General features: G+C 50.0%; 19 protein-coding genes and 1 tRNA gene. 11 read left to right on the top strand and 9 right to left on the bottom strand.

The annotated features are described in order from the left end of the window. Positions 1–62: 62 nt before the first annotated feature. Positions 63–139: transfer RNA gene (locus JWJ90_RS04190), tRNA-Met, on the top strand. Positions 140–243: 104 nt separating this feature from the next. On the opposite strand, the gene JWJ90_RS04185 is transcribed toward JWJ90_RS04190, so the two are convergent. The 4 genes from JWJ90_RS04185 to JWJ90_RS04170 form a co-directional block, all read right to left on the bottom strand. Next, on the bottom strand, positions 244–855 hold the full coding sequence (locus JWJ90_RS04185) for a hypothetical protein (protein WP_205225940.1): 612 nt from the start codon (positions 853–855) through the stop codon (positions 244–246). Between the two features lie 2 nt (positions 856–857). Then, positions 858–1,892 (bottom strand): inorganic phosphate transporter, encoded by a 1,035-nt coding sequence (locus JWJ90_RS04180; protein ID WP_205225939.1) that lies wholly within the window; start codon positions 1,890–1,892, stop codon positions 858–860. 272 nt (positions 1,893–2,164) lie between these two features. Then, positions 2,165–3,598 carry a transferase gene (locus JWJ90_RS04175; protein WP_205225938.1) on the bottom strand — a complete coding sequence of 478 codons (1,434 nt, stop codon included), beginning with the start codon at positions 3,596–3,598 and terminating at the stop codon, positions 2,165–2,167. A 107-nt stretch (positions 3,599–3,705) separates the two neighbouring features. Next, entirely contained in the window at positions 3,706–4,266 is a 561-nt protein-coding gene (locus tag JWJ90_RS04170) for a CBS domain-containing protein (RefSeq protein WP_205225937.1), read from the bottom strand. A 983-nt stretch (positions 4,267–5,249) separates the two neighbouring features. Between JWJ90_RS04170 and JWJ90_RS04165 the strand changes: the two genes are divergently transcribed. The 6 genes from JWJ90_RS04165 (at position 5,250) to hepT (ending at position 8,060) form a co-directional block, all read left to right on the top strand. Next, positions 5,250–6,080, top strand: a complete 831-nt coding sequence (locus tag JWJ90_RS04165) for a glycoside hydrolase family 19 protein (RefSeq protein ID WP_205225936.1) — start codon at positions 5,250–5,252, stop codon at positions 6,078–6,080. Positions 6,081–6,135: 55 nt separating this feature from the next. After that, positions 6,136–6,384 (top strand): hypothetical protein, encoded by a 249-nt coding sequence (locus JWJ90_RS04160; protein ID WP_205225935.1) that lies wholly within the window; start codon positions 6,136–6,138, stop codon positions 6,382–6,384. Positions 6,385–6,529: 145 nt separating this feature from the next. Further along, positions 6,530–6,712, top strand: a complete 183-nt coding sequence (locus JWJ90_RS04155; RefSeq protein ID WP_205225934.1) for an NHL repeat-containing protein — start codon at positions 6,530–6,532, stop codon at positions 6,710–6,712. After that, positions 6,709–7,086, top strand: coding sequence for an NHL repeat-containing protein (locus JWJ90_RS04150; RefSeq protein ID WP_205225933.1), 378 nt, complete (start codon positions 6,709–6,711; stop codon positions 7,084–7,086). Before JWJ90_RS04155 ends, JWJ90_RS04150 begins: the two co-directional genes overlap by 4 nt. A 169-nt stretch (positions 7,087–7,255) precedes the next feature. Beyond that, positions 7,256–7,651 (top strand): type VII toxin-antitoxin system MntA family adenylyltransferase antitoxin, encoded by a 396-nt coding sequence (gene mntA, locus JWJ90_RS04145; RefSeq protein WP_205225932.1) that lies wholly within the window; start codon positions 7,256–7,258, stop codon positions 7,649–7,651. After that, entirely contained in the window at positions 7,641–8,060 is a 420-nt protein-coding gene (gene hepT / locus JWJ90_RS04140) for a type VII toxin-antitoxin system HepT family RNase toxin (RefSeq protein WP_205225931.1), read from the top strand. Before mntA ends, hepT begins: the two co-directional genes overlap by 11 nt. Before the next feature lie 94 nt (positions 8,061–8,154). Here the strand turns inward: hepT and JWJ90_RS04135 are convergent, their stop codons facing one another. After that, entirely contained in the window at positions 8,155–9,312 is a 1,158-nt protein-coding gene (locus JWJ90_RS04135) for an MFS transporter (protein WP_338032284.1), read from the bottom strand. Between the two features lie 549 nt (positions 9,313–9,861). Between JWJ90_RS04135 and JWJ90_RS04130 the strand changes: the two genes are divergently transcribed. The 3 genes from JWJ90_RS04130 to JWJ90_RS04125 all read left to right on the top strand — a co-directional run bounded on the left by JWJ90_RS04130 (position 9,862) and on the right by JWJ90_RS04125 (position 12,036). Continuing rightward, complete coding sequence (locus JWJ90_RS04130) at positions 9,862–10,536, top strand: hypothetical protein (RefSeq protein WP_205225930.1); 675 nt, start codon at positions 9,862–9,864, stop codon at positions 10,534–10,536. An 80-nt stretch (positions 10,537–10,616) separates the two neighbouring features. Next, positions 10,617–10,748 (top strand): hypothetical protein, encoded by a 132-nt coding sequence (locus JWJ90_RS23500; protein ID WP_275889063.1) that lies wholly within the window; start codon positions 10,617–10,619, stop codon positions 10,746–10,748. 88 nt (positions 10,749–10,836) lie between these two features. Continuing rightward, complete coding sequence (locus JWJ90_RS04125; RefSeq protein WP_205225929.1) at positions 10,837–12,036, top strand: multidrug effflux MFS transporter; 1,200 nt, start codon at positions 10,837–10,839, stop codon at positions 12,034–12,036. A 39-nt stretch (positions 12,037–12,075) separates the two neighbouring features. Here JWJ90_RS04125 and JWJ90_RS04120 read toward each other — a convergent pair whose 3' ends face one another. The 4 genes from JWJ90_RS04120 to JWJ90_RS04105 form a co-directional block, all read right to left on the bottom strand. Continuing rightward, entirely contained in the window at positions 12,076–12,345 is a 270-nt protein-coding gene (locus JWJ90_RS04120; RefSeq protein WP_205225928.1) for a helix-turn-helix transcriptional regulator, read from the bottom strand. A 295-nt stretch (positions 12,346–12,640) separates the two neighbouring features. Then, complete coding sequence (locus JWJ90_RS04115; RefSeq protein WP_205225927.1) at positions 12,641–13,807, bottom strand: (Fe-S)-binding protein; 1,167 nt, start codon at positions 13,805–13,807, stop codon at positions 12,641–12,643. 83 nt (positions 13,808–13,890) lie between these two features. Next, on the bottom strand, positions 13,891–14,388 hold the full coding sequence (locus JWJ90_RS04110) for a rhodanese-like domain-containing protein (RefSeq protein ID WP_205225968.1): 498 nt from the start codon (positions 14,386–14,388) through the stop codon (positions 13,891–13,893). Positions 14,389–14,479: 91 nt separating this feature from the next. Then, entirely contained in the window at positions 14,480–14,986 is a 507-nt protein-coding gene (locus tag JWJ90_RS04105) for a MauE/DoxX family redox-associated membrane protein (RefSeq protein WP_205225926.1), read from the bottom strand. Positions 14,987–15,691: 705 nt separating this feature from the next. Here JWJ90_RS04105 and JWJ90_RS04100 point away from each other — a divergent pair. Beyond that, positions 15,692–17,863, top strand: a complete 2,172-nt coding sequence (locus tag JWJ90_RS04100) for a methyl-accepting chemotaxis protein (protein ID WP_205225925.1) — start codon at positions 15,692–15,694, stop codon at positions 17,861–17,863. Positions 17,864–18,017: the final 154 nt, after the last annotated feature.

Here is an 18,017-nt window from a genome sequence, read left to right as displayed (position 1 = left end):
GACAATTTTTGATGAATAATGCATATTAGCTCGTCTCAAGCCCAGCGGCTTTTTCAAATACTGGCGATGTAGCTCAGATGGTTAGAGCATACGGCTCATATCCGTAGTGTCCGGGGTTCAATTCCCTGCATCGCCACCATTTATAAGACCTGAATTTTTCAGGCAATATATATAGGCCCCGCTCTCTTCATGAGAACGGGGCTTTCTTTTTTGGTGAGAGTTATTCTGCTCTCCTTTCCCCTGTCACATAACTTTGATGGCCATGTCCTCCAGGGTGTTAGCTGAAATATGCATTCGTTTGGCGATTTCTTTTAACTGGGCGAGGATTTCCGCGTGAACGATAATGCGTTTACAGTCTTCCTGTAGCAACAACTTGGCCAGGTGCTGGGCACGGTATTTGACCACAAGGTCATATTTATCATGGATCCGATCGATCTTGGGGAGTTCTTTGCGTGAGAGTTGCTTAAATCCCTCTTCCAGCAGGTCGGCCATATCCTTGAGCAGGTCGAAAATATCACGATAAATTTCCAAGGAGTGGGGATTGGTATAGGCTTCCGCCTCAATGACAAAATGTTTAACACTGAGCGCAATCCAGTCGAGTTGGGTGATGATACGGAAAATGGATTCTTTGTCGTAGGGGGCTATAAATACATCCAGGAGTTCTTTCATGTTTTTATGCTTAATGGCCCCGGTCTGATTGCTATCGTTTTTGATACCACGCACTGCCGCGTCTTTATGAAGGATGTAGGCGGCATAGAGGTCATGGACGATGTTTTTGGTGGCCGTCGTCTGCTCAGAGAGCGCTGCACTCAGATCAACATCTTTTGGTAAGACGAATTTTTCAATAAACCCCATAATTACCCCCAGAGCTTGAGAAAAAGGAAACAATAGAGCCAGCCCAGGGCTATGGACACAGGCACGTTCATGAACCAGCCTGCAACGATCCCCCGCGCGGTTTGCCATTTCACATGTTGCGGCTTCTCCGCAGCCCCGTTGCCCAATAACGTTGCGGTGACAACCTGTGTGGTTGATGTGGGCGCTCCCCCCAGAGTAGCGATACTGTTGACCAGGGCTGAGCCCAGCTGGTTGGCGACCGAGTGCGTAATTTTTACATGGAAGAGGCCAAAGCCCAGGGTTTTTATGATCCTCCAGCCGCCAAAGAGGGTGCCAAGAGTGATTGCCGAGGCGCAGAGAAAGATAACCCAGAGGGGAATGGCAAAGGTGGTGGTCGTGCCGCTAGCCAGCAAAAGCATACCAATGATGGCCATACCCTTTTGTGAATCATTGGCACCGTGAGAAAAACCCAACCAAGCCACACTCAGGTATTGTGAGGCAACAAAGAGAGGGGAGACCTTCTCGGTCGCCCGGCGAAAGAGAAGAAGGAAGAGCTTCATGACCAAAAAACCGATGACAAATCCTAAAAAAGGGGAGACAAACAACCCTGCCACGACCTTCGTCATTCCCTGAAGTTGACCGTTTTGCAGGGCGGAAATCCCCCAAGCAATTTGCGTACTGCCCACACTGTAGAGTCCTGCCCCCACAAGACCTCCAGCGAGTGAGTTGGAGGAGGATGAGGGATACCCCAGCCACCAGGTGACCAGGTTATAACTGACCGCAGCCAGCAAGGCGGCGATAACTAAGGTCTCTCCTTCGATACTGGATACGGCCTCCACATGCACCAAGGTGCCCACTGTATTCGCCACGGCCAATCCCAGGGTAAAGGGGGCGATGAAGGTGAACAAGGTGACAATGCCGATAGCCATGCCCGGTTTCATTGCGCGTGAGGCGATAGCTGTCGCAACCATGTCGGCTGCATCATGAAATCCGTTGGTGAAATCGAAGACGGCCACCAAAACCACGCCCAGGATCAGTAAGCTTGAGATCAGGTCCATTGACTATTCTCACAAAAAATGTCCATGAGAATACTATAGGAGATCCCGGCCGTATTCCCAATGTGTTTGGACTTGTCTTGCAGAGGAGGAAAGGTTCAGGCAGAGGATGGGAGAAAAAGAGGATCAGTTCGTCTGCGTCGCCTTGAAAAGCTTGAAGATACGTTCATCTTTCCAGGCCTTTTTTATAAGAGTATTGTATTGCCCCCCGCGAATAATCGGAGGACAAAGCCTCCGATTATTCGCGGGAAAGACAGTTGCTTGATGTATGCCCTTTATCCCTGGGGCTGTATGGTGATGTCCGGGTAGACACCCTCCATCTCTCCAAAAAGATAGGGCTGGATATTGTTGAGTGAGAGCTTACGGTTGTTCTGTGCGTGCCCTTTGATGTTGTTGTTATGCTGATGGTAGAAGGCTCCATTGGATTCGAGAATATGATTAATCCTGTGTTTGAAACCTTCTACAAAGGCGCCTCCTTCACCCTCAAAATGCATATTTCCTCTCTGGATGGAGTGGTGCACCACGCGTAACTCCTCTAGGGGAATGCTGTTTTCTTCTAGCTCTTGTTTATTGGTGATCAGGCCCCAGAGGAGTGTATCCGGTGGAATTTCCAGCGGCTCTGAGCAATCGATTATGGTGTGCGGCATGACAATGCAGCCCGTGCCAATGGTGATTCTGCACCCCGGTTTGCCAACGAGAAAGCTGTTGAAGCCAACAAAGATATTTTTTTCCATTTCAGTCTCAACTACCTTGGCTCCATGCGCCATGACGTTGTTGCCCTGAAGATTGGAGTTGATGATATAGCAGTTCTCCTGGGCATTGGCGCCAATTCCCATGGTGCAGTTTTCCAGGTAGGCACGTTGGGCAACCAGAACATTTTCATCAATGGTGGTTTCTGAGAGTACAACAGCGTAGCGATCCAGAGAGGCCGTTTCCGGCACTGGAATAGGTGGGGAGGTGATGGCTGTGTCAAAGACCTTGTCAAAGGCTTGTGCCCGTTTCTCGATAAAGTCAATGAGTGCCCCTTCGGGCTTGCCCCCTGCCTCCTGCTTGATGTAATGCTGCAAGCGATCCTGGGGAAACTGGTAGAGAAAGTTAAACGTTCCCGGACTGTTGACCCAAATGGTTCCTGGCTGCACATTGAGATGGCTTATTCGGCCGGCCTGAATATACGAGTAGGCACCGATAGCGCAGTTGCGCATGGTGGTCAGGTCAACGGTGGCAAAGGGGCTTAAGAAGCAACCATCTGCCGGAGCACCATGAATATTGGCATAGTCAAGGGAAAGAGTGTTTTTGATAAAGAAACGCTCCGGTGATTCCGGGTCGTGGGAAAAATTGTGGACCAGGGTTTTAACCAGAGCACTGGAAACGATATCGATGAACTCGTCCTGGCGCAGGTCAATGCTGAAATTCTTAAACTGAAAGGTTGATCCTTTGCGTTTCAGTTCATCACCGCGAATATCGGTTTTATACAACATCGCATTTTTAACCTGGCATTTCCCCAGAAAATAACTGCCCGCCAAGCTGCTGTGGATAAATTGCAGGTTTAGGGGGATGTCGGTTGTTACTCCGTAAAAGGCATAAAAGCGGCTCATCTGCCGCAAATCGGCGTGCCCTGTCACAAAGGGGCTGACATCAAAATTCAAGTCTCGAAGGTTGATGTTCACCCGTTGGATGATTCTGTTAAATATTTTTTCCCGCTCAAACATAGCTCACCTGTATTATCTTGTCTTCCTTGAGAGTCTTTTTTCAGCTCTCAAAGCGCCTGCACGTATTATGCAAAAAACGTTGGTTTAAGCCCGGATTTCTCATCAGTTCAGGCTACGCCCAGCGACTTCATCGCGTGGAAACTTGCGGTGAAAATATCCACCATGCGTAGAATACCGACGATGTCCTTGTCGCGGGTGACCAGGAGAGACTGATGAGCTCCGGCAACCATCTTGTGCATGGCCAGATCAAGTTTTTCGGATTCATCCACATATTCATCTGGAGTCGGCTTTTGCATGAAATCTTCAACCGGCTTTTCCGTCGCCTCTTTGAGTGTTTCCTCTGCAAAGACCTTGCATTTAATCCGATCGTTTTCACGTAATTTATCGACGTAGGCATCACTGAATTGATACATCTTCAACTGCGCATAAAGCTCGGTGTTTTCTTCCCTGGTCTCCATTGCCTGAAGGACGCGAAGCTGACTTATGCGGCCAACAACTTTATTCTCCCTGTCCAGTACCAGCACAGCTCTATGGTGATACTTCCCCTGATCATAATTTTCCTGCGCCTTTTCCAGGGCAAGCATGGCCCCGAGCAGAGTCGTTCCCAGAGGGACGGTGACATATTCCTCTAAAGGAACCATCAAATCTTTGACTGTGTATGTTTCCACTGGTATCTCCCTTGTGAAAGGCGATTGAGAGGGTATTGGTTTTTAATTGTCTAATGGGTGTTTTGAATGATTAGATTTTTCAATCAAGGTCAGATAAGCGCAGACTTCGAGGCATGCTCAAAATTTTACCGCAGGCATATACATGATATCGGAGTCTTCGCTTACCTCCGAGGATAAAATTTTGAGCATGACGAGGTAAGCGCCAGACTCCGCGGGATTGGCAGAAAAAGCAATTATTCAAGATTCCCTAATTGTATCGGCTTATCGATTTTTATCCTATAGTGATACCTGAGAATTATCTGCAAGTCACTATATTGTCGAATGCTGGCGGGTACTTTTGCTTGTGATTCTTGATGATGCCCAGGAAAAAACAATACGTCGTAAAGAAAACCCCATCTTCTTCGAGGCGTTTTGCCAGAATTTGAATAGTTGCATGACCGCTTCCCCTCTTCCTTCCTTTTGGGGTGCGTATATTGTAGCTCCACATTGGGTTGAATTCCATTGTTTGAGGGGCGACCTGTTGCTGGAGCAAAAGGTAAGGACGCGATCAGCCATTCGCCTTGGCCCTGGCCGCGACAAATATTTCAGCTGGGTTTCAGTGGTAGTTATCGTGGAATTTGGCTCTATCTGTGTAATGTTTTGTTTATATTGGATAAATTTTGAGGCGTCCCCAGGGGTGGCGTAGAGAGAACTTTTTTTTGTTGAATGATTTTTGGGGAAATGCAGGGAGGGATTTCCTGTTTCCCGATTCGTAGGGTCTATGATTGAATAGAGGAGAGGGTGTTTGTTTAATCTTTGCATGAGGAGGGGGGGGATTGCACTGAACATACGGGTGTGCGGGAAGTGTCGATGGTGAATGGAATGATACTTTAGAGCCTCAGTTTAAAGGGCATCTTGAATAATTGCTTTTTCTGCCAATCCCGCGGAGTCTACGCTTACCAGAGAAGGTCCATCCATTCATAAGTCTGCCGAAGGAGTTCTTCATGGAAATCAGCGAAAAAATTTTACAAGAGCTTGGTGTGAAGAGGAGTCTGGCTGCAGAGTTTGCAGAGCCGTTAACAAGTCAACTCAACCAGCACGGGATTGATACGGTTCTACGGTGCGCCCATTTTTTTGGCCAGGTTTTGCATGAATCGTCCAAACTCTCCAGGGTGAGCGAAAACCTGAACTATTCCAAGGAAGGCTTGCTGAGTATCTTTTCCAAATATTTCAATGAGCAGGAGGCGGCTGCATACGCAAGACAGCGAGAGCGTATTGCCAGCCGTGTCTATGCCAACCGCCTTGGCAATGGCAATGAGGCCAGTGGCGATGGCTGGCGTTACCGTGGGCGAGGCCTGATCCAGTTGACAGGTAAGGAAAATTATCAAAGATTTTCCGACTGGATTAAAGACGACCTCGTCGCCGAGCCGGATAAGGTGGCTAGCCAATACCCGGTCGAATCCGCTGTCTATTTTTGGGAACAAAACGGTCTGAATGCACTGGCTGATCGTGATGATATCAAGGCGGTGACCAAGCGCATAAATGGCGGCACGCATGGACTTCGGGAGAGAACTGATTTAACTAATCGCGCCAAGTCACTGCTTGCAACCGATGATAGATCGCTTATCGCTGGGGAAGAAAGTGTGATTTCTGCCACCTCTTTGGAGGCCTTGCTGGCACAACAACCGCAGTTACAAACCTGCCAGGATTTAATCAACTATCTCTATGCAGCGAGCGATGGCTCATTTTCGGGTGCCTGCTCTGAAGCCAAGAAGCTGGGGCTGGATATGCAGGTGTTACTGGATAATCGTACAACATTTGTCACGGACCTGTAGGTCGGTACAATGCATACCGGATCACCGTTACCTTTTCACCCCACAGGAGGTGGATATGCGATTCCGCGGATTAATTTTGGTCAGTTGTCTGGTTGGCCTTGTCTTTTTTGCATCTTGCCCGGCAGTTGCATCCGTCCCTGTGAGTCGGCTGCTGGTTAAGGGGACACCGATCCATGGGAGCAATGGTGTGCGGATCGGGCCAGATGGCTTGTTATACGTGGTCAGTGCCGTGGGGAGCCGTATTGATGTGTTTAATCCCCGCTCTGGTAGGCTTGTTCATTCATGGGGCGTCGCATGTTGTTGATCAACACAGAGGCTTAGTGGTTCAGGTCAACCAGGACACATATGCCTGCGGTAAAATTTTGCACAATCCTCGAAGTCTGCGCTTATCTGGCCTTGATTGAAAAATCTAATTATTCAAGACACCCATAAGTTATAATGATTTTTCGGTGCCACTCAATGCCGTTGCCAGTGGTGAGGATATTGTGGTGACCGAGCTTGGAACCAGCCGTGTCGTTCGTCGGTCGGCGGGAACAATGGACACGGAGGTTCTCATGGAAGGCCTGTATGTGCCCGCTGGACTCGCCGCTGCTGATGGTGATTTGTTTGTGGCTGATGGGCCACAGGCATGATGTATCAGTTGATGGAAGACGGTACTGATCTTGCCGCGCCGCGTGTGATCCTTTCGGGACTTGTCCATCCGGAAGGGATGGCTCTTGATGGAGAGGGAAGGTTACTTGTCGTGGAAACAGGTACCCGTAGCCTGCTGAGGATTGATCCCCAAGGGGCGACACTTGAGGTGCTGGCCGAGGATTTTGCTGTGGGCCTGGAGGCTGTACCAGGCTATCCTCCCTGCTGGCTGCTCAGTGGAGTGGCAGTAGATTCTTGTGGACGTATCACAGTGAGCCAGGATCTGGATAACAGTCTGTCGCGGATTGTTCCTGAACCGGCATTCAATTGGCGATGCAATGAGAAAGAGGGAAGCGGAGTGTATCATGTTCGATAATTTATTCCCTGAATTCGTGAATATTCATCGGAAGTCAGTTTCGTTGTTTGTTCCGCAACCGTTGATGCGTTGCGCATAGGGGAATACTTGGGGTATATCTAAGTGGAATCTTGAAAAATTGAATTATTCAAGACACCCTTTAAAGAGGTTGGCTCTTGGGAGAGGGGGCATGAATCAGGAGAAAATAGTCCAATATCTGCGAGATCATATCTCCAACCTCCTTGCTGTCTACGGGTTTGGCAGTCGCATACAGGGACAGGCAGGGCCGGAAAGTGATCTTGACCTAGCAGTCTTGGTGGCGGGCTATGCCGATCAGGAGCGTCTCTGGGGTCTCGCCGGAGAGCTGGAAGATCTGGTTGGCTGCCCGGTTGATTTGATTGACCTGCGGGCTGCGACCACGGTGATGCAATACCAGGTGTTGATGCAGGGGAAGCGATGGTGGGCCCTGGATGTGCAGGCAGGTCTGTTTGAAGCCGCAGTACTCAGTGAGAAGACAGAATTGGATACTGCCCGCAAGGGGCTGCTTGAGGATATTCAACAACAGGGAACAGTCTATGGTCGATGATGTGCTCATCAACAAGGCGGCGACCATCGAGCGTTGTATTGCGCGGGTGCGTGAGGAGTTTGAGGGCGATCCACAAGGGTTTGCAACCAACTATACTCGCCAGGATGCCGCTATCCTCAATATTCAACGAGCCTGCGAGGCGGTTTTGGATATGGGGCAGCATTTGATTCGTCGCGAGAAGTTGGGGGTGCCGCAGGGCGCACGTGATGTTTTCACTTTGCTGGCTCGTGGGGGCTGGCTTGATGCGGAGTTGGCAGAATCACTCAAACGGATGGTCGGGTTCCGTAATATTGCGGTGCATGATTACCAGGCTCTGCAGTTGCCGATTGTCGAACGGATTATCACTGATCATCTGGATGAGTTTTTGGAGTGTAGTAAGGCAATCTTATTGCGTGATGCTTCTTCTTGAATTGAAATAAATAGGTGTTTTTCCGGGGGCGGAGGGGCTTGTGAGAGCGGGCCATGCCCTCGACAAATCAAGGTACATTTGTCCCCTGAAATTTTCATTTCTGTACACTTTCGGTTCCACTTTCAGGAACACGAATCTTCTGCACCGCCATTAAAGAAATTCCACTCATCACCGCGCCGACGATAAAGGGGATGCGGTGGTCGATCATCCAGACCATGCCGCCGAGGAAGGGGAGAAAGACGGCGGCGATGTGGTTGATGGTAAAGCCCACTGCAGCGCTGGGGGCAATATCCTTTGGATCGGCAATTTTTTGAAAGTAGGTGTTGATAGCGGTGGTGAAATTAAAAAAGATGTGATCCAGAATGTACATGCAGACCACCACCACTTTGGAATCGGTAAAGCCGTAGGTAAGAAAGACAAAGATGAGCCCCGCGTATTCTACGGAGAGCACCCTGCGTTCGCCGAATGTAAGAATCGCCTTGCCGATCAGGGGGTTGAGGAAATAGTTGATCAGGTTGTTGAGGATGAAGAGGATGGTCACCGCCTGTACGGAGAAAGAAAAGACTCCCACCAGCAGGTAGACGGAAAAGGCGACAAAGATCTGCCTGCGTGCCCCCGCCATGAAAGTAAGAAAGTAGTAGAGGCTGTAACGCCTGCGCACAATCATCTTCTTGCGCTGGGGGATCGCATTAACGAGGAGCGGTTTGTGGAGCAGTCCGTACACGCCCACAAGTGCAACTCCACCTCCGAGAATCAGGTAAACCCAGCGATAGTCAAGCAGTTTGCCCAGTACAAAGAGCAGCCCAGCGGTGATGATCGCGGCAGCTGCTGAGAGGCTGCGCATCCGACTGAAGACCATTGGCGTTATTTCTTTTTTGAAATTCTGCAGCACCAGGGACTGGTTCATGGTGGCATAGTAGTGAAAGCCGGTGCTCATCAACAGCGTCGTCACCATGATGCCCGCATAGGAAGGAAACAATCCGGTTGCCGCCAGCCCCGCCCCCAGAAGGATGACAGAAAGTGCTGCAATAGTGGGTTCTGCAAAGAGCAGCATCACGTAGACCGCCAGCAATGAGAGAAAACCGGGAATCTCTCGTACCGATTGCACAGCCCCCACTTGCTGGCCAGTCAGTCCAGCCACTTCCACTGAAAAATTGTTAAATAAAATCATCCATGTCTGCAGCCCGATTACCGAGCAGACGGTCAACATGATGAGATAACGAAATATAGGCTGAGAATTTTTTTCAATCACCGTCTACTATCCTTGTACAGGTTGCCAGCTCCTTAGTATCCATCCAGAAAAGGTCCTTTCGGAGCCGGGACTTCTCTGAACTTGAACGAAATACTCATTTCTGAATGGACAACAGTATTTGGGGGAAGAAGCTGATTGAGAGCCTGAATCCGTGAGCATCAACCCGCTAAACGATAACCAGAACAGGGATTTTGGCAACTCCAGCTATAAAGAAGCGAATGGTCTTCTTCGTCCATTGGGCATCTTGAATAATTGCTTTTTCTGCCAATCCCGCGGAGTCTGGCGCTTACCTCGTCATGCTTAAAATTTTATCCTCGGAATATCAATTATATGCCTGCGGTAAAATTTTGCGCAATCCTCGAAGTCTGCGCTTATCTGGCCTTGATTGAAAAATCTAATTATTCAAGACACCCCATTGTTTTTATAACCCCTTACTTTTAGGTTTTTTAACTTTTGCCGGAACCTTTATAATCGGGAAAAACATCCCATTTCTTGGGGGTGTAGTGTCTGCAATCCAACGAGAAACAAGCTGGAGTACTACCAACCTAAATGGATATTTTGAAAAACAGCAAAAGAACAGAGGCTGGTATCAATCTCACGACCTGGGAGCGGGATGAACCTCAGGAGGTCGTCGATCAGGTACGGCAACGCCAGGTGCAGCAACTCTTCTGTCAGGCTTGGGTGCATAACCTGGGCTCTATCATTGTTGCCTGTTGTGCCAGCATTGCAGTTTGGCGGGCGGTCAACCATGTGTATCTTTTTATCTGGCTGACCCTGTTTACCTTAATTTATGTGGGTAGATGGGGCATCGCCCTGCGTTTTGCCAAGGTCGCCCCCCAAGGCGTTACGGTCCGGAGCTGGATACGTTTACAGTTTGTCGCTATTATTGCCAGCGCCCTCGTCTATGGTGCACCAGCCGTCTTTTGGTGGCCAGATGGCTATCCGCTGGGCCAGATGGCCTGGGTTATCACGATCACCGCCATTACTGCAGCTGCTGTTGCCCGTTACAGTGTCTGGAAATATGCGGACCTGCCCTTTATAGTTTTTGCCCTTTTCCCGGTTACATTGCGCCTGCTTCTGCATGGAGGGGTGAGTTATACGATCCTCGGCATTCTTGGGCTGGTGTATTCGCTCGTGTTGTTCCAGATTGGTCGGTTCATGTATAAGTCCAACCTGGAAAACCTGCTCATTGGTGTAAAAAATAGGGGGGCAGCCAAAATCTGAAGGGTGAGGTCAACAAGATGACTCATTCGAATTAACCGCGGGCACAGGAGATGGACACCCGGGAAGAGGCTTTTTGAATCGTGCGCACGCAAGAGCAGTGGCTGGAAGAGGTACGCCGCATGGAAGTCATTGGTCTGCTTTCTGCCAAGGGGGCTCACGAGATGAACAAGAGCTCCTGCAGTTTGTCTGAGATAATCTCCAGTTCATGGTAGAGTGGAACCTGTTTCCTGAATCTATGAACAATCTTCAACCAGCCGGCGGAGTGGGTTCAGGTATATTTTACCTCTAAGGATGTTGCCGATGAATCTGAGTACCATGAAAATTATAGGCCTGCTCACACTGCTCTCAGCCTTTCCGCCTCTGTCGACGGATATGTACCTTCCTGCGTTGCCGCTGTTGCAAAAACTCTGGAATCAGCCCCAAAATGTGGTCAACCTGACTCTGTCTGGATTTTTTATCGGCTACTGCCTCAGTCTGCTCTTGTACGGGCCGATATCGGATCGGTTTGGACGTAAACCACCACTGATTGTTGGTGTAAGTCTCTATGTGATTGCCAGCGTTTTAAGCGGCTTTGTCAACGATATTACGAGTCTGATCGTTTTGCGGGTCTTGCAGGGGATTGGCTCTTCTTCAGGTGTGGTCATCTCCATGGCGATTACCAAGGATCTCTTTACAGGAAGGGAACGACAGCGCATTCTTGCCTATATGGCCATTATCATGGCCCTGGCCCCCATGTTGGCGCCGGTGATCGGTGGGCAGATTATGACCTGGCTTTCCTGGCACTGGGTCTTTTTTGTGCAGGCACTATTGGGCCTGGCAGCCCTTGGTGGGGTGCTTCGGCTTCAGGAGCCGCTTCGAGAATATGCGCAAGGCAATGTGTTACTTTCCATGGGCAGAATGTACCTGCGGCTGCTGGGAAACAAAAAATATGTAATGCTGGTGGTCCTTTTTTCGATCGTTGTCCTGCCCCATTTTTCCTTTATCGGCTCAGCCGCCAATATCTACATCAAGGAATTTGGCATGTCCGAGCAGGTGTTCAGCTACTTTTTCGCCTTTAACGCCATGGCTATCATGGCGGGTGCTTTCTCCTGTTCCAAGATGCAAAAAATCCTGCCTGCACGCTCCCTGTTGACCATTGGTTTTGCCGGGATTCTGGTCAGTGGCGGGGTGATGAGAGCGGACATTATCCCTGGCCCCTGGGGGCTTGCCCTGCCCATGGCCATTGCCTCATTCTGTTTTGGGCTCACTCGACCGACCAGTAATCACCTCGTGCTGGAGCAGGTTGACCAGGGGGCAGGGGCAGCCTCATCGCTGATGGTTTTTCTTTTCTTTATGATGGGGGCCATCGCCATGTGGTTTATTGCCCTGGACTGGCGTAACACCATTCACGTCATCGCCATGATTGCACTTGCCAGCGGCGGAGGTGGGCTGGTGCTCTGGTTGTTGCTGCCTGGGCTGAGCCGAAGTGAAGAGAAAGGAGTTGCTGCCCAAAACAGATGACTTCTCAACGGCAGCTCGCTCACGGATTCATACAAGGTGTCAGTTTGCCCGCATACGTTGTTGTTCCAAACGAATATCATGCTGGAGCTGGAGGCTGGCAAAGAAGTCGTCCTGTTCACCAAAATAGCGGGCAAGCAGCACTGCCTCTTTGATTTGGAGCTTTTCCTTGCCGCAGAGAAGACGGGCCATGGCCACCTTATCTATGCCGGTGTCTTTGGCTACACGATAAATAGTGAGGTTCCTGGGAATAAAATAGTGGTGCATTAACAGGCTTCCGGGATGCTCTTGCTTGTTCATCTGGGGTGACATACTGCGCCTCCTGTATTGATGGGAAAAAGCATAGTGGTAGAGAAGCACCAACTTTAATGCCACTTTGCTGTTCGATAGGCTTGAGCAATATGGAGGCTACCCAGGATTGGGCAAGTTGCGGAGGTGAGTTCCTCAGCGTTTTCGGGGATTTTCTGTGGTGAGTAGCAAGTTTTCAGGATGCTGATTTTCCGAACAGAAAAGTAGGTTAACGCCTTATTTCAGGAGGGGGGCGGTGAAAATTGTTGGATTTCTGTAACAGAACTGCAGTGCTGTTGCGCGAATGCCTCGCTTTTGATCAATTTTCGCCTGCCTTTTTGTGCCACCATACGCGCCATGAGTATCGCAACTTGAGGAGCAACCGGTTGAGGTAGGTCATGGGGGGCTTGGATATTTTGGGCTGGGGGCTGTTGCCCACATATTTGCCAAAAAGAAGATCCGCCAAATGAAGAACTGCGGTAAACCGGGCAAACATGGCACTACACCCGCCGCAGGTTGTGATGATCGTGCGGCCTTGTGCCTGGGCAATGCGTTTTTGGGTCCAGGAGGTGGCCAACTGTGGCTGGACGCATCCCACCGCGCCTCCTTCTCCGCAGCACAGGGTTTTGTTCTGCTGGTGCGCCATAGGGCGGATGGTGTAGCCCAACTGCGAGACAATCGTGCGCGCGGCTTCCTGGCTTTGTCGATCCCCTCGTAAGGGGCAGGGATCGTGCACTACGACCTCCTGATGCTTGTGAGGATTGTCGATAGGGGCGGGGACGAATTCAGCCAGCAGAGAAAAAATATTTTCCGTGGACAGTTCCGGCGCATATTGGCGAAATATGGCCGTACAGTTGGGGCAGGCGGTGAGCACTGTGGTAATGTGGTGTGTCAGCAGCCGCTTTTTTATTGCCTGAAAGTTGTTTTGAAAAACATCACTGCGGCCCAAGTCATGGGATGGCTTGGTGCAGCAGGTGAGTACCAAACCAAGGTTTTTATTCTGTGACTGTAGATGTGCAAAGAGACGGTGGGTGACCGCAGGGCGGGTGCCGGGAAGGGCGCATCCCGGAAAAAAGATGGTGGTACAGCCTGGGGGCAGGTGAAATAAAGAGAACAGTTTGGAGGCCCCCAACCTCTCATAGAAAAGAAGGGCCTTGTAAGGAGTCAGTTCCAGTGGCGCCATGGCCGCCCTATGGCGGCGCAGGTCCAGAAAGAGCCCACAGGGATCAAGTTTTTGCGGGCAAACAGTTGTACAGAGGCCACAAAGGCTACAGCCAAAACTTATCTGGACTTGTTCGGGAGTACTCAGTTCAAGTTGTCGGACAAGAGTCAGAAGAGAACCATGCTGTTTGAGGAAGGCGCAATGCCGCATGCAGGCGCCGCAGTCCGTGCACTGCTCCTCGATTTCCTTGAGGCTTTTTCTCAGCCGTGTGCGAAGAGGTGTGGCGTTCTGTGGCAAAGAGGATGATGCCGTGTTGCTGTCCATAGCTGCTTCGTCACAGTGATGGTTGTTCGAAGAAGAGCTGTACTGCTGGGGAGGGGAATTCCCCAGCAGTACATACGTATCCTTTATTTAGCCGATTCAACCGGATACTCGGCCCCTTTCCAGGCAAAGATGCCGCCGGGATAACGGTAAACTTTGGTGTAACCAAGTTTTTTTGCCCACATAGCACCGTTGTGACTCCGGGTACATTTGACAAAGCCGCAGTAAACCACGATGGTTTTGTCCTTGTCTGGCCCCAGTAGTTTTTCATAATCTTCTTTGCTTTTTCCGTCCGTTTCTTTGCTGTCCCACTCGTTCATATCAGGAATGGGAAAAAGAAACTGCTTTGCCCCCGGGACATGATTTTTCAGGTAGGAGGCCTCGTACGGCATGGTATCGATGATGAGCATGTCGGTGCCCGCATCCATCATCGCCTTGAGTTCCGCGGTTGTAACCACATCGTACCCACCCTGTTTAACTTCTCGAGTCAGCTTGACAGCTGCCTTCTCTTTGCTGACTTCCTGCTGAAATTTATCTTCCCCAAATAAGGAAGCCGAGGCAGAAGTGGTGAATCCCAAAAGCATCAGCCCGGCAATCAGGCATGCAGTCAGTTTTTTGCTGGTGTGCATCATTTTTCCTCTCATCTGTTTATGACGGGGAGCTGAGATATGCTCTCTATTCAGGGGCTCCCTTGGTCTTTTTCTTGGTATGGCAAAGCGTGGTTGTCCGCCGCTGCCAGTATAAAAAAATCACAATGAACATCATTACCGTGTCCCGCGCAAAAGCCGCCTTCAAACCTTTATAGGCCTGTTCAGGATCCTCCGGGCCAAAGCAACCGCAGTCGATGTCCAATCCCAGGTGAATGCCATAGGCGAGCACGGCCATGAACAGCACCAGCATTGAGGCTATGGCCGTGAGGCTTCCACGTTTGTTGAACAGCAGCCCCACACCGGCAATCAGTTCCAAAAGAGGGAGGACAATTGCCGCTGGCAGTAGCAGAGGGTAGGGGAGCAGGCCAAAACCGTCAATGATCTGGGCAAAGCGGGGCGGATCAATAATCTTAACAGCTCCAGAATAGATAAAGACCAGCGCTAAAAGCCAACGCAGACCGCTCAACAGGGTGCCTTGATGAGGAAACAAAGAGAAGCTGTATATGCTGGAAAACGGTCGGGGTAACGGCATGGCTGGCTAACTCCTGAAGGGCATCTTGAATAATTGCTTTTTCTGCCAATCCCGCGGAGTCTGGCGCTTACCTCGTCATGCTTAAAATTTTATCCTCGGAATATCAGTTATATGCCTGCGGTAAAATTTTGCGCAATCCTTGGGCTTGATTGAAAAATCTAATGATTCAAGACACCCTGAAGTCGTGATTGCAGCGCGCTGCATTTACGAATTCAGATAATATTCAAGATGAATAACAAAATTTACTCTGAAGTATCCGTTTTTCCAAATAGGAAAATTCGATATTTTAGCTACCTCAATTTTCTATTTCCAATGCATTGACTGCAATGGAGGGCTCATTATTTCGACTGGTTGGTGGGGCATCTAAGCCAAAGAGTATGTGTTCCCTTGAAGGCCTTTCTGAGGCAAATTGACACGTGTAAAGAGGTGGGTGGGTCAATGTAACCCATCGAATTTACAGGGGGATTTAGGCGAGAATTAAAAAAAATGCATCAATAATTACTGCAATGTAAAGGGGTTATTTTGTTTTTGTGAATAGAGAAATAATTACTCCTTTGTTATCGAAGTCGAGCCCGTATACTACGAAAAGGAGAACATAAATGTAGTAAGCATGTTGCCACAAAGAACATGTCCCCTTGGGGAAGAACAATGCAGAGGTCGTCACGTGCGTTGTGCAGAACTCGACATGACGACAAAGGAGGGAGTATGCAGTTGACGTCCGTTCGCACTAAAATTGCCGGGCTTGCCGGCGCATGTCTGATTGTCTCATCCGCAGTGTTGGTTGGCTATAGCCTCTACACTGCGCGATCGAGCCAAAAGCATGTAAATGAACGTGTCTCCAAGTTATTGGAAACACGATCGCTGGATGGGTTGAAAAGTCTTGCCAGTGACTATGCTGGAAAAATTCGGGCCGAATTTGATGTGGCCATGGATTCGGCCCGGACAATGGCCGATGTCTTCTCTTTGGCCAAACAGCGGGACAATAGCGGCCTGGAAGTCGGACGTGACCAGGTTAACGCAATTCTACTCAAAGTATTACACGATAATCCCAACTTCAATGGAACGTATTCCTGTTGGGAACCGGACGCCATTGATGGGCGGGACAGTGATTTCCGTACGGGCCGTGATGGCAACAACAAATTCACCGGAAGGTTTACTCCCTACTGGAACAGGGATGACAAGGGGAACATCGCTGTTCAGCCCCTGGTTGAGTACGATACCCGTGATCGCCATCCCAACGGCGTGTTGAAAGGTGGTTGGTACATCAATCCCAAAGAGAATCATAATGAGAGTGTGCTTGGTCCCTTACCCTATATTGTTCAGGGCAAGCAGGTCTGGCTGGCCACCTTATCCGTACCGATCATGGTGGACAATAAATTTTATGGGGTGGCAGGATCCGACTATAATCTCGATTTTGTGCAGGAACTTGCACAGAATGTGGACAAGGAACTCTTCGAGGGGCAGGGCGAAATTATCATTGTCTCCAATATGGGGCTTATCGTTGCCCATAGTGAGAAAGCGGACCTGGTCGGTGGCCCCCTGAAAAACGTCATACCTGAGGGCGCGGATCAGATGATTCGTGAAATTCAGGCAGGAAACAATGTCGCCAACCTCAATGAGAAGAATGGTCAGTTTGAGGTCTTTGCCCCGATTGAACTCGGGCGGACAGGAAAACCCTGGTCGGTGCTTATTCGCATTAAGCAGGATACGGTCCTTGCCGATGCCATTGCCCTTGACCAGGAACTGACCAGCGCTGGCAAAACCTCCATGTATATGCTGACAGGAGCTGGTGGGCTGATCTGTGTCTTAGCCATTGCACTGCTCTGGTATGCCTCAGGTGGTATTGTCCGTCCGATCCGCCACACCGTTGATATGCTCAAAGACATTGCCGAAGGAGAGGGCGATCTCACCAAGCGGCTTGATATCAAGGTAAAGGATGAAGTCGGTGAAATGGCGACTTGGTTCAACCTTTTTATGGATAAGCTGCAGGATATGATCGCGCAGATTGTCGATGATGCGGGCTCGCTCAACAATTCCTCCAATATCCTTTCCAACATTGCCGGCGAGATGAAGCAGGGGGCCGAGGCCATGGCGGAACGCTCCCGCTCAGTGGCTACCGGTGCCGAGGAGATGGATGTCTCCATGAGCGGTGTTGCCTCAGCCTGTGAAGAGGCGGCCACCAATGTCAATATGGTCTCCACAGCTACCGATGACATGACTCAGACGATTCGGGAGATTGCCCAGAAGGCGGAAAATTCGCGGGCCATCTCGGAATCAGCGGTAGCAAAAGCGGGTGAAGTCTCTGAAAAACTGGGACACCTGGGCCAGAGCACCCTGGAAATAAGTAAGGTAACCGAGGTGATTTCGGATATTTCGGATCAGATCAACCTGCTGGCACTCAATGCAACCATTGAGGCTGCCCGTGCCGGTGAGGCAGGCAAGGGATTTGCCGTTGTCGCTTCAGAGGTTAAAGAACTTGCCAAGCAGACCGCCGAGGCCACCCAAATTGTGCAGTCTCAGATTGAAAACATTCAACGAGCTACCGATGATACGGTGAGTGAGGTCGGGCAGATTCTCGATATTTTTAATAATGTCAGCGAGAATGTCGCCTCGATAGCCGGAGAGGTGGAAGGCCAGGCGACCACAACTCAGGAGATTGCCGACAATATTTCCCAGACCTCAGCCGGTATTCAGGAAGTGAATCAAAACGTAAGTCAGGGCTCGGTGGTCATTGGTTCGATTACCAGTGAGATAACCGAGGTCAACGAGTCCGTCCAGAAAGCTTCGGTCTCCATTGGTCAGGTCAATGAAAAATCTGAAGAGCTCTCCGCTCTTTCCAGTAAACTGCAGGATTTGGTCGGACGGTTTAAGGTCTGATCTGAACGATCTTCCACGGCACCACCGTTCTGGTGGTGCCGGAATTTCTCCGCTTGTCGTCCCGAATCAGGGGGATTTTCTGGCCAATTTCTCTTTTTTTCTAAAAATACCCTTTCGCCTTGAGCTGTTGTTGGGCAACTGATACGATCTTTTT

Source organism: Desulfobulbus rhabdoformis, from assembly GCF_016919065.1.
Classification (GTDB): Bacteria; Desulfobacterota; Desulfobulbia; order Desulfobulbales; family Desulfobulbaceae; genus Desulfobulbus; species Desulfobulbus rhabdoformis.
The sequence above is the reverse complement of the archived record's forward strand: the minus strand, read 5'-3'. Positions and strand labels throughout refer to the sequence as shown.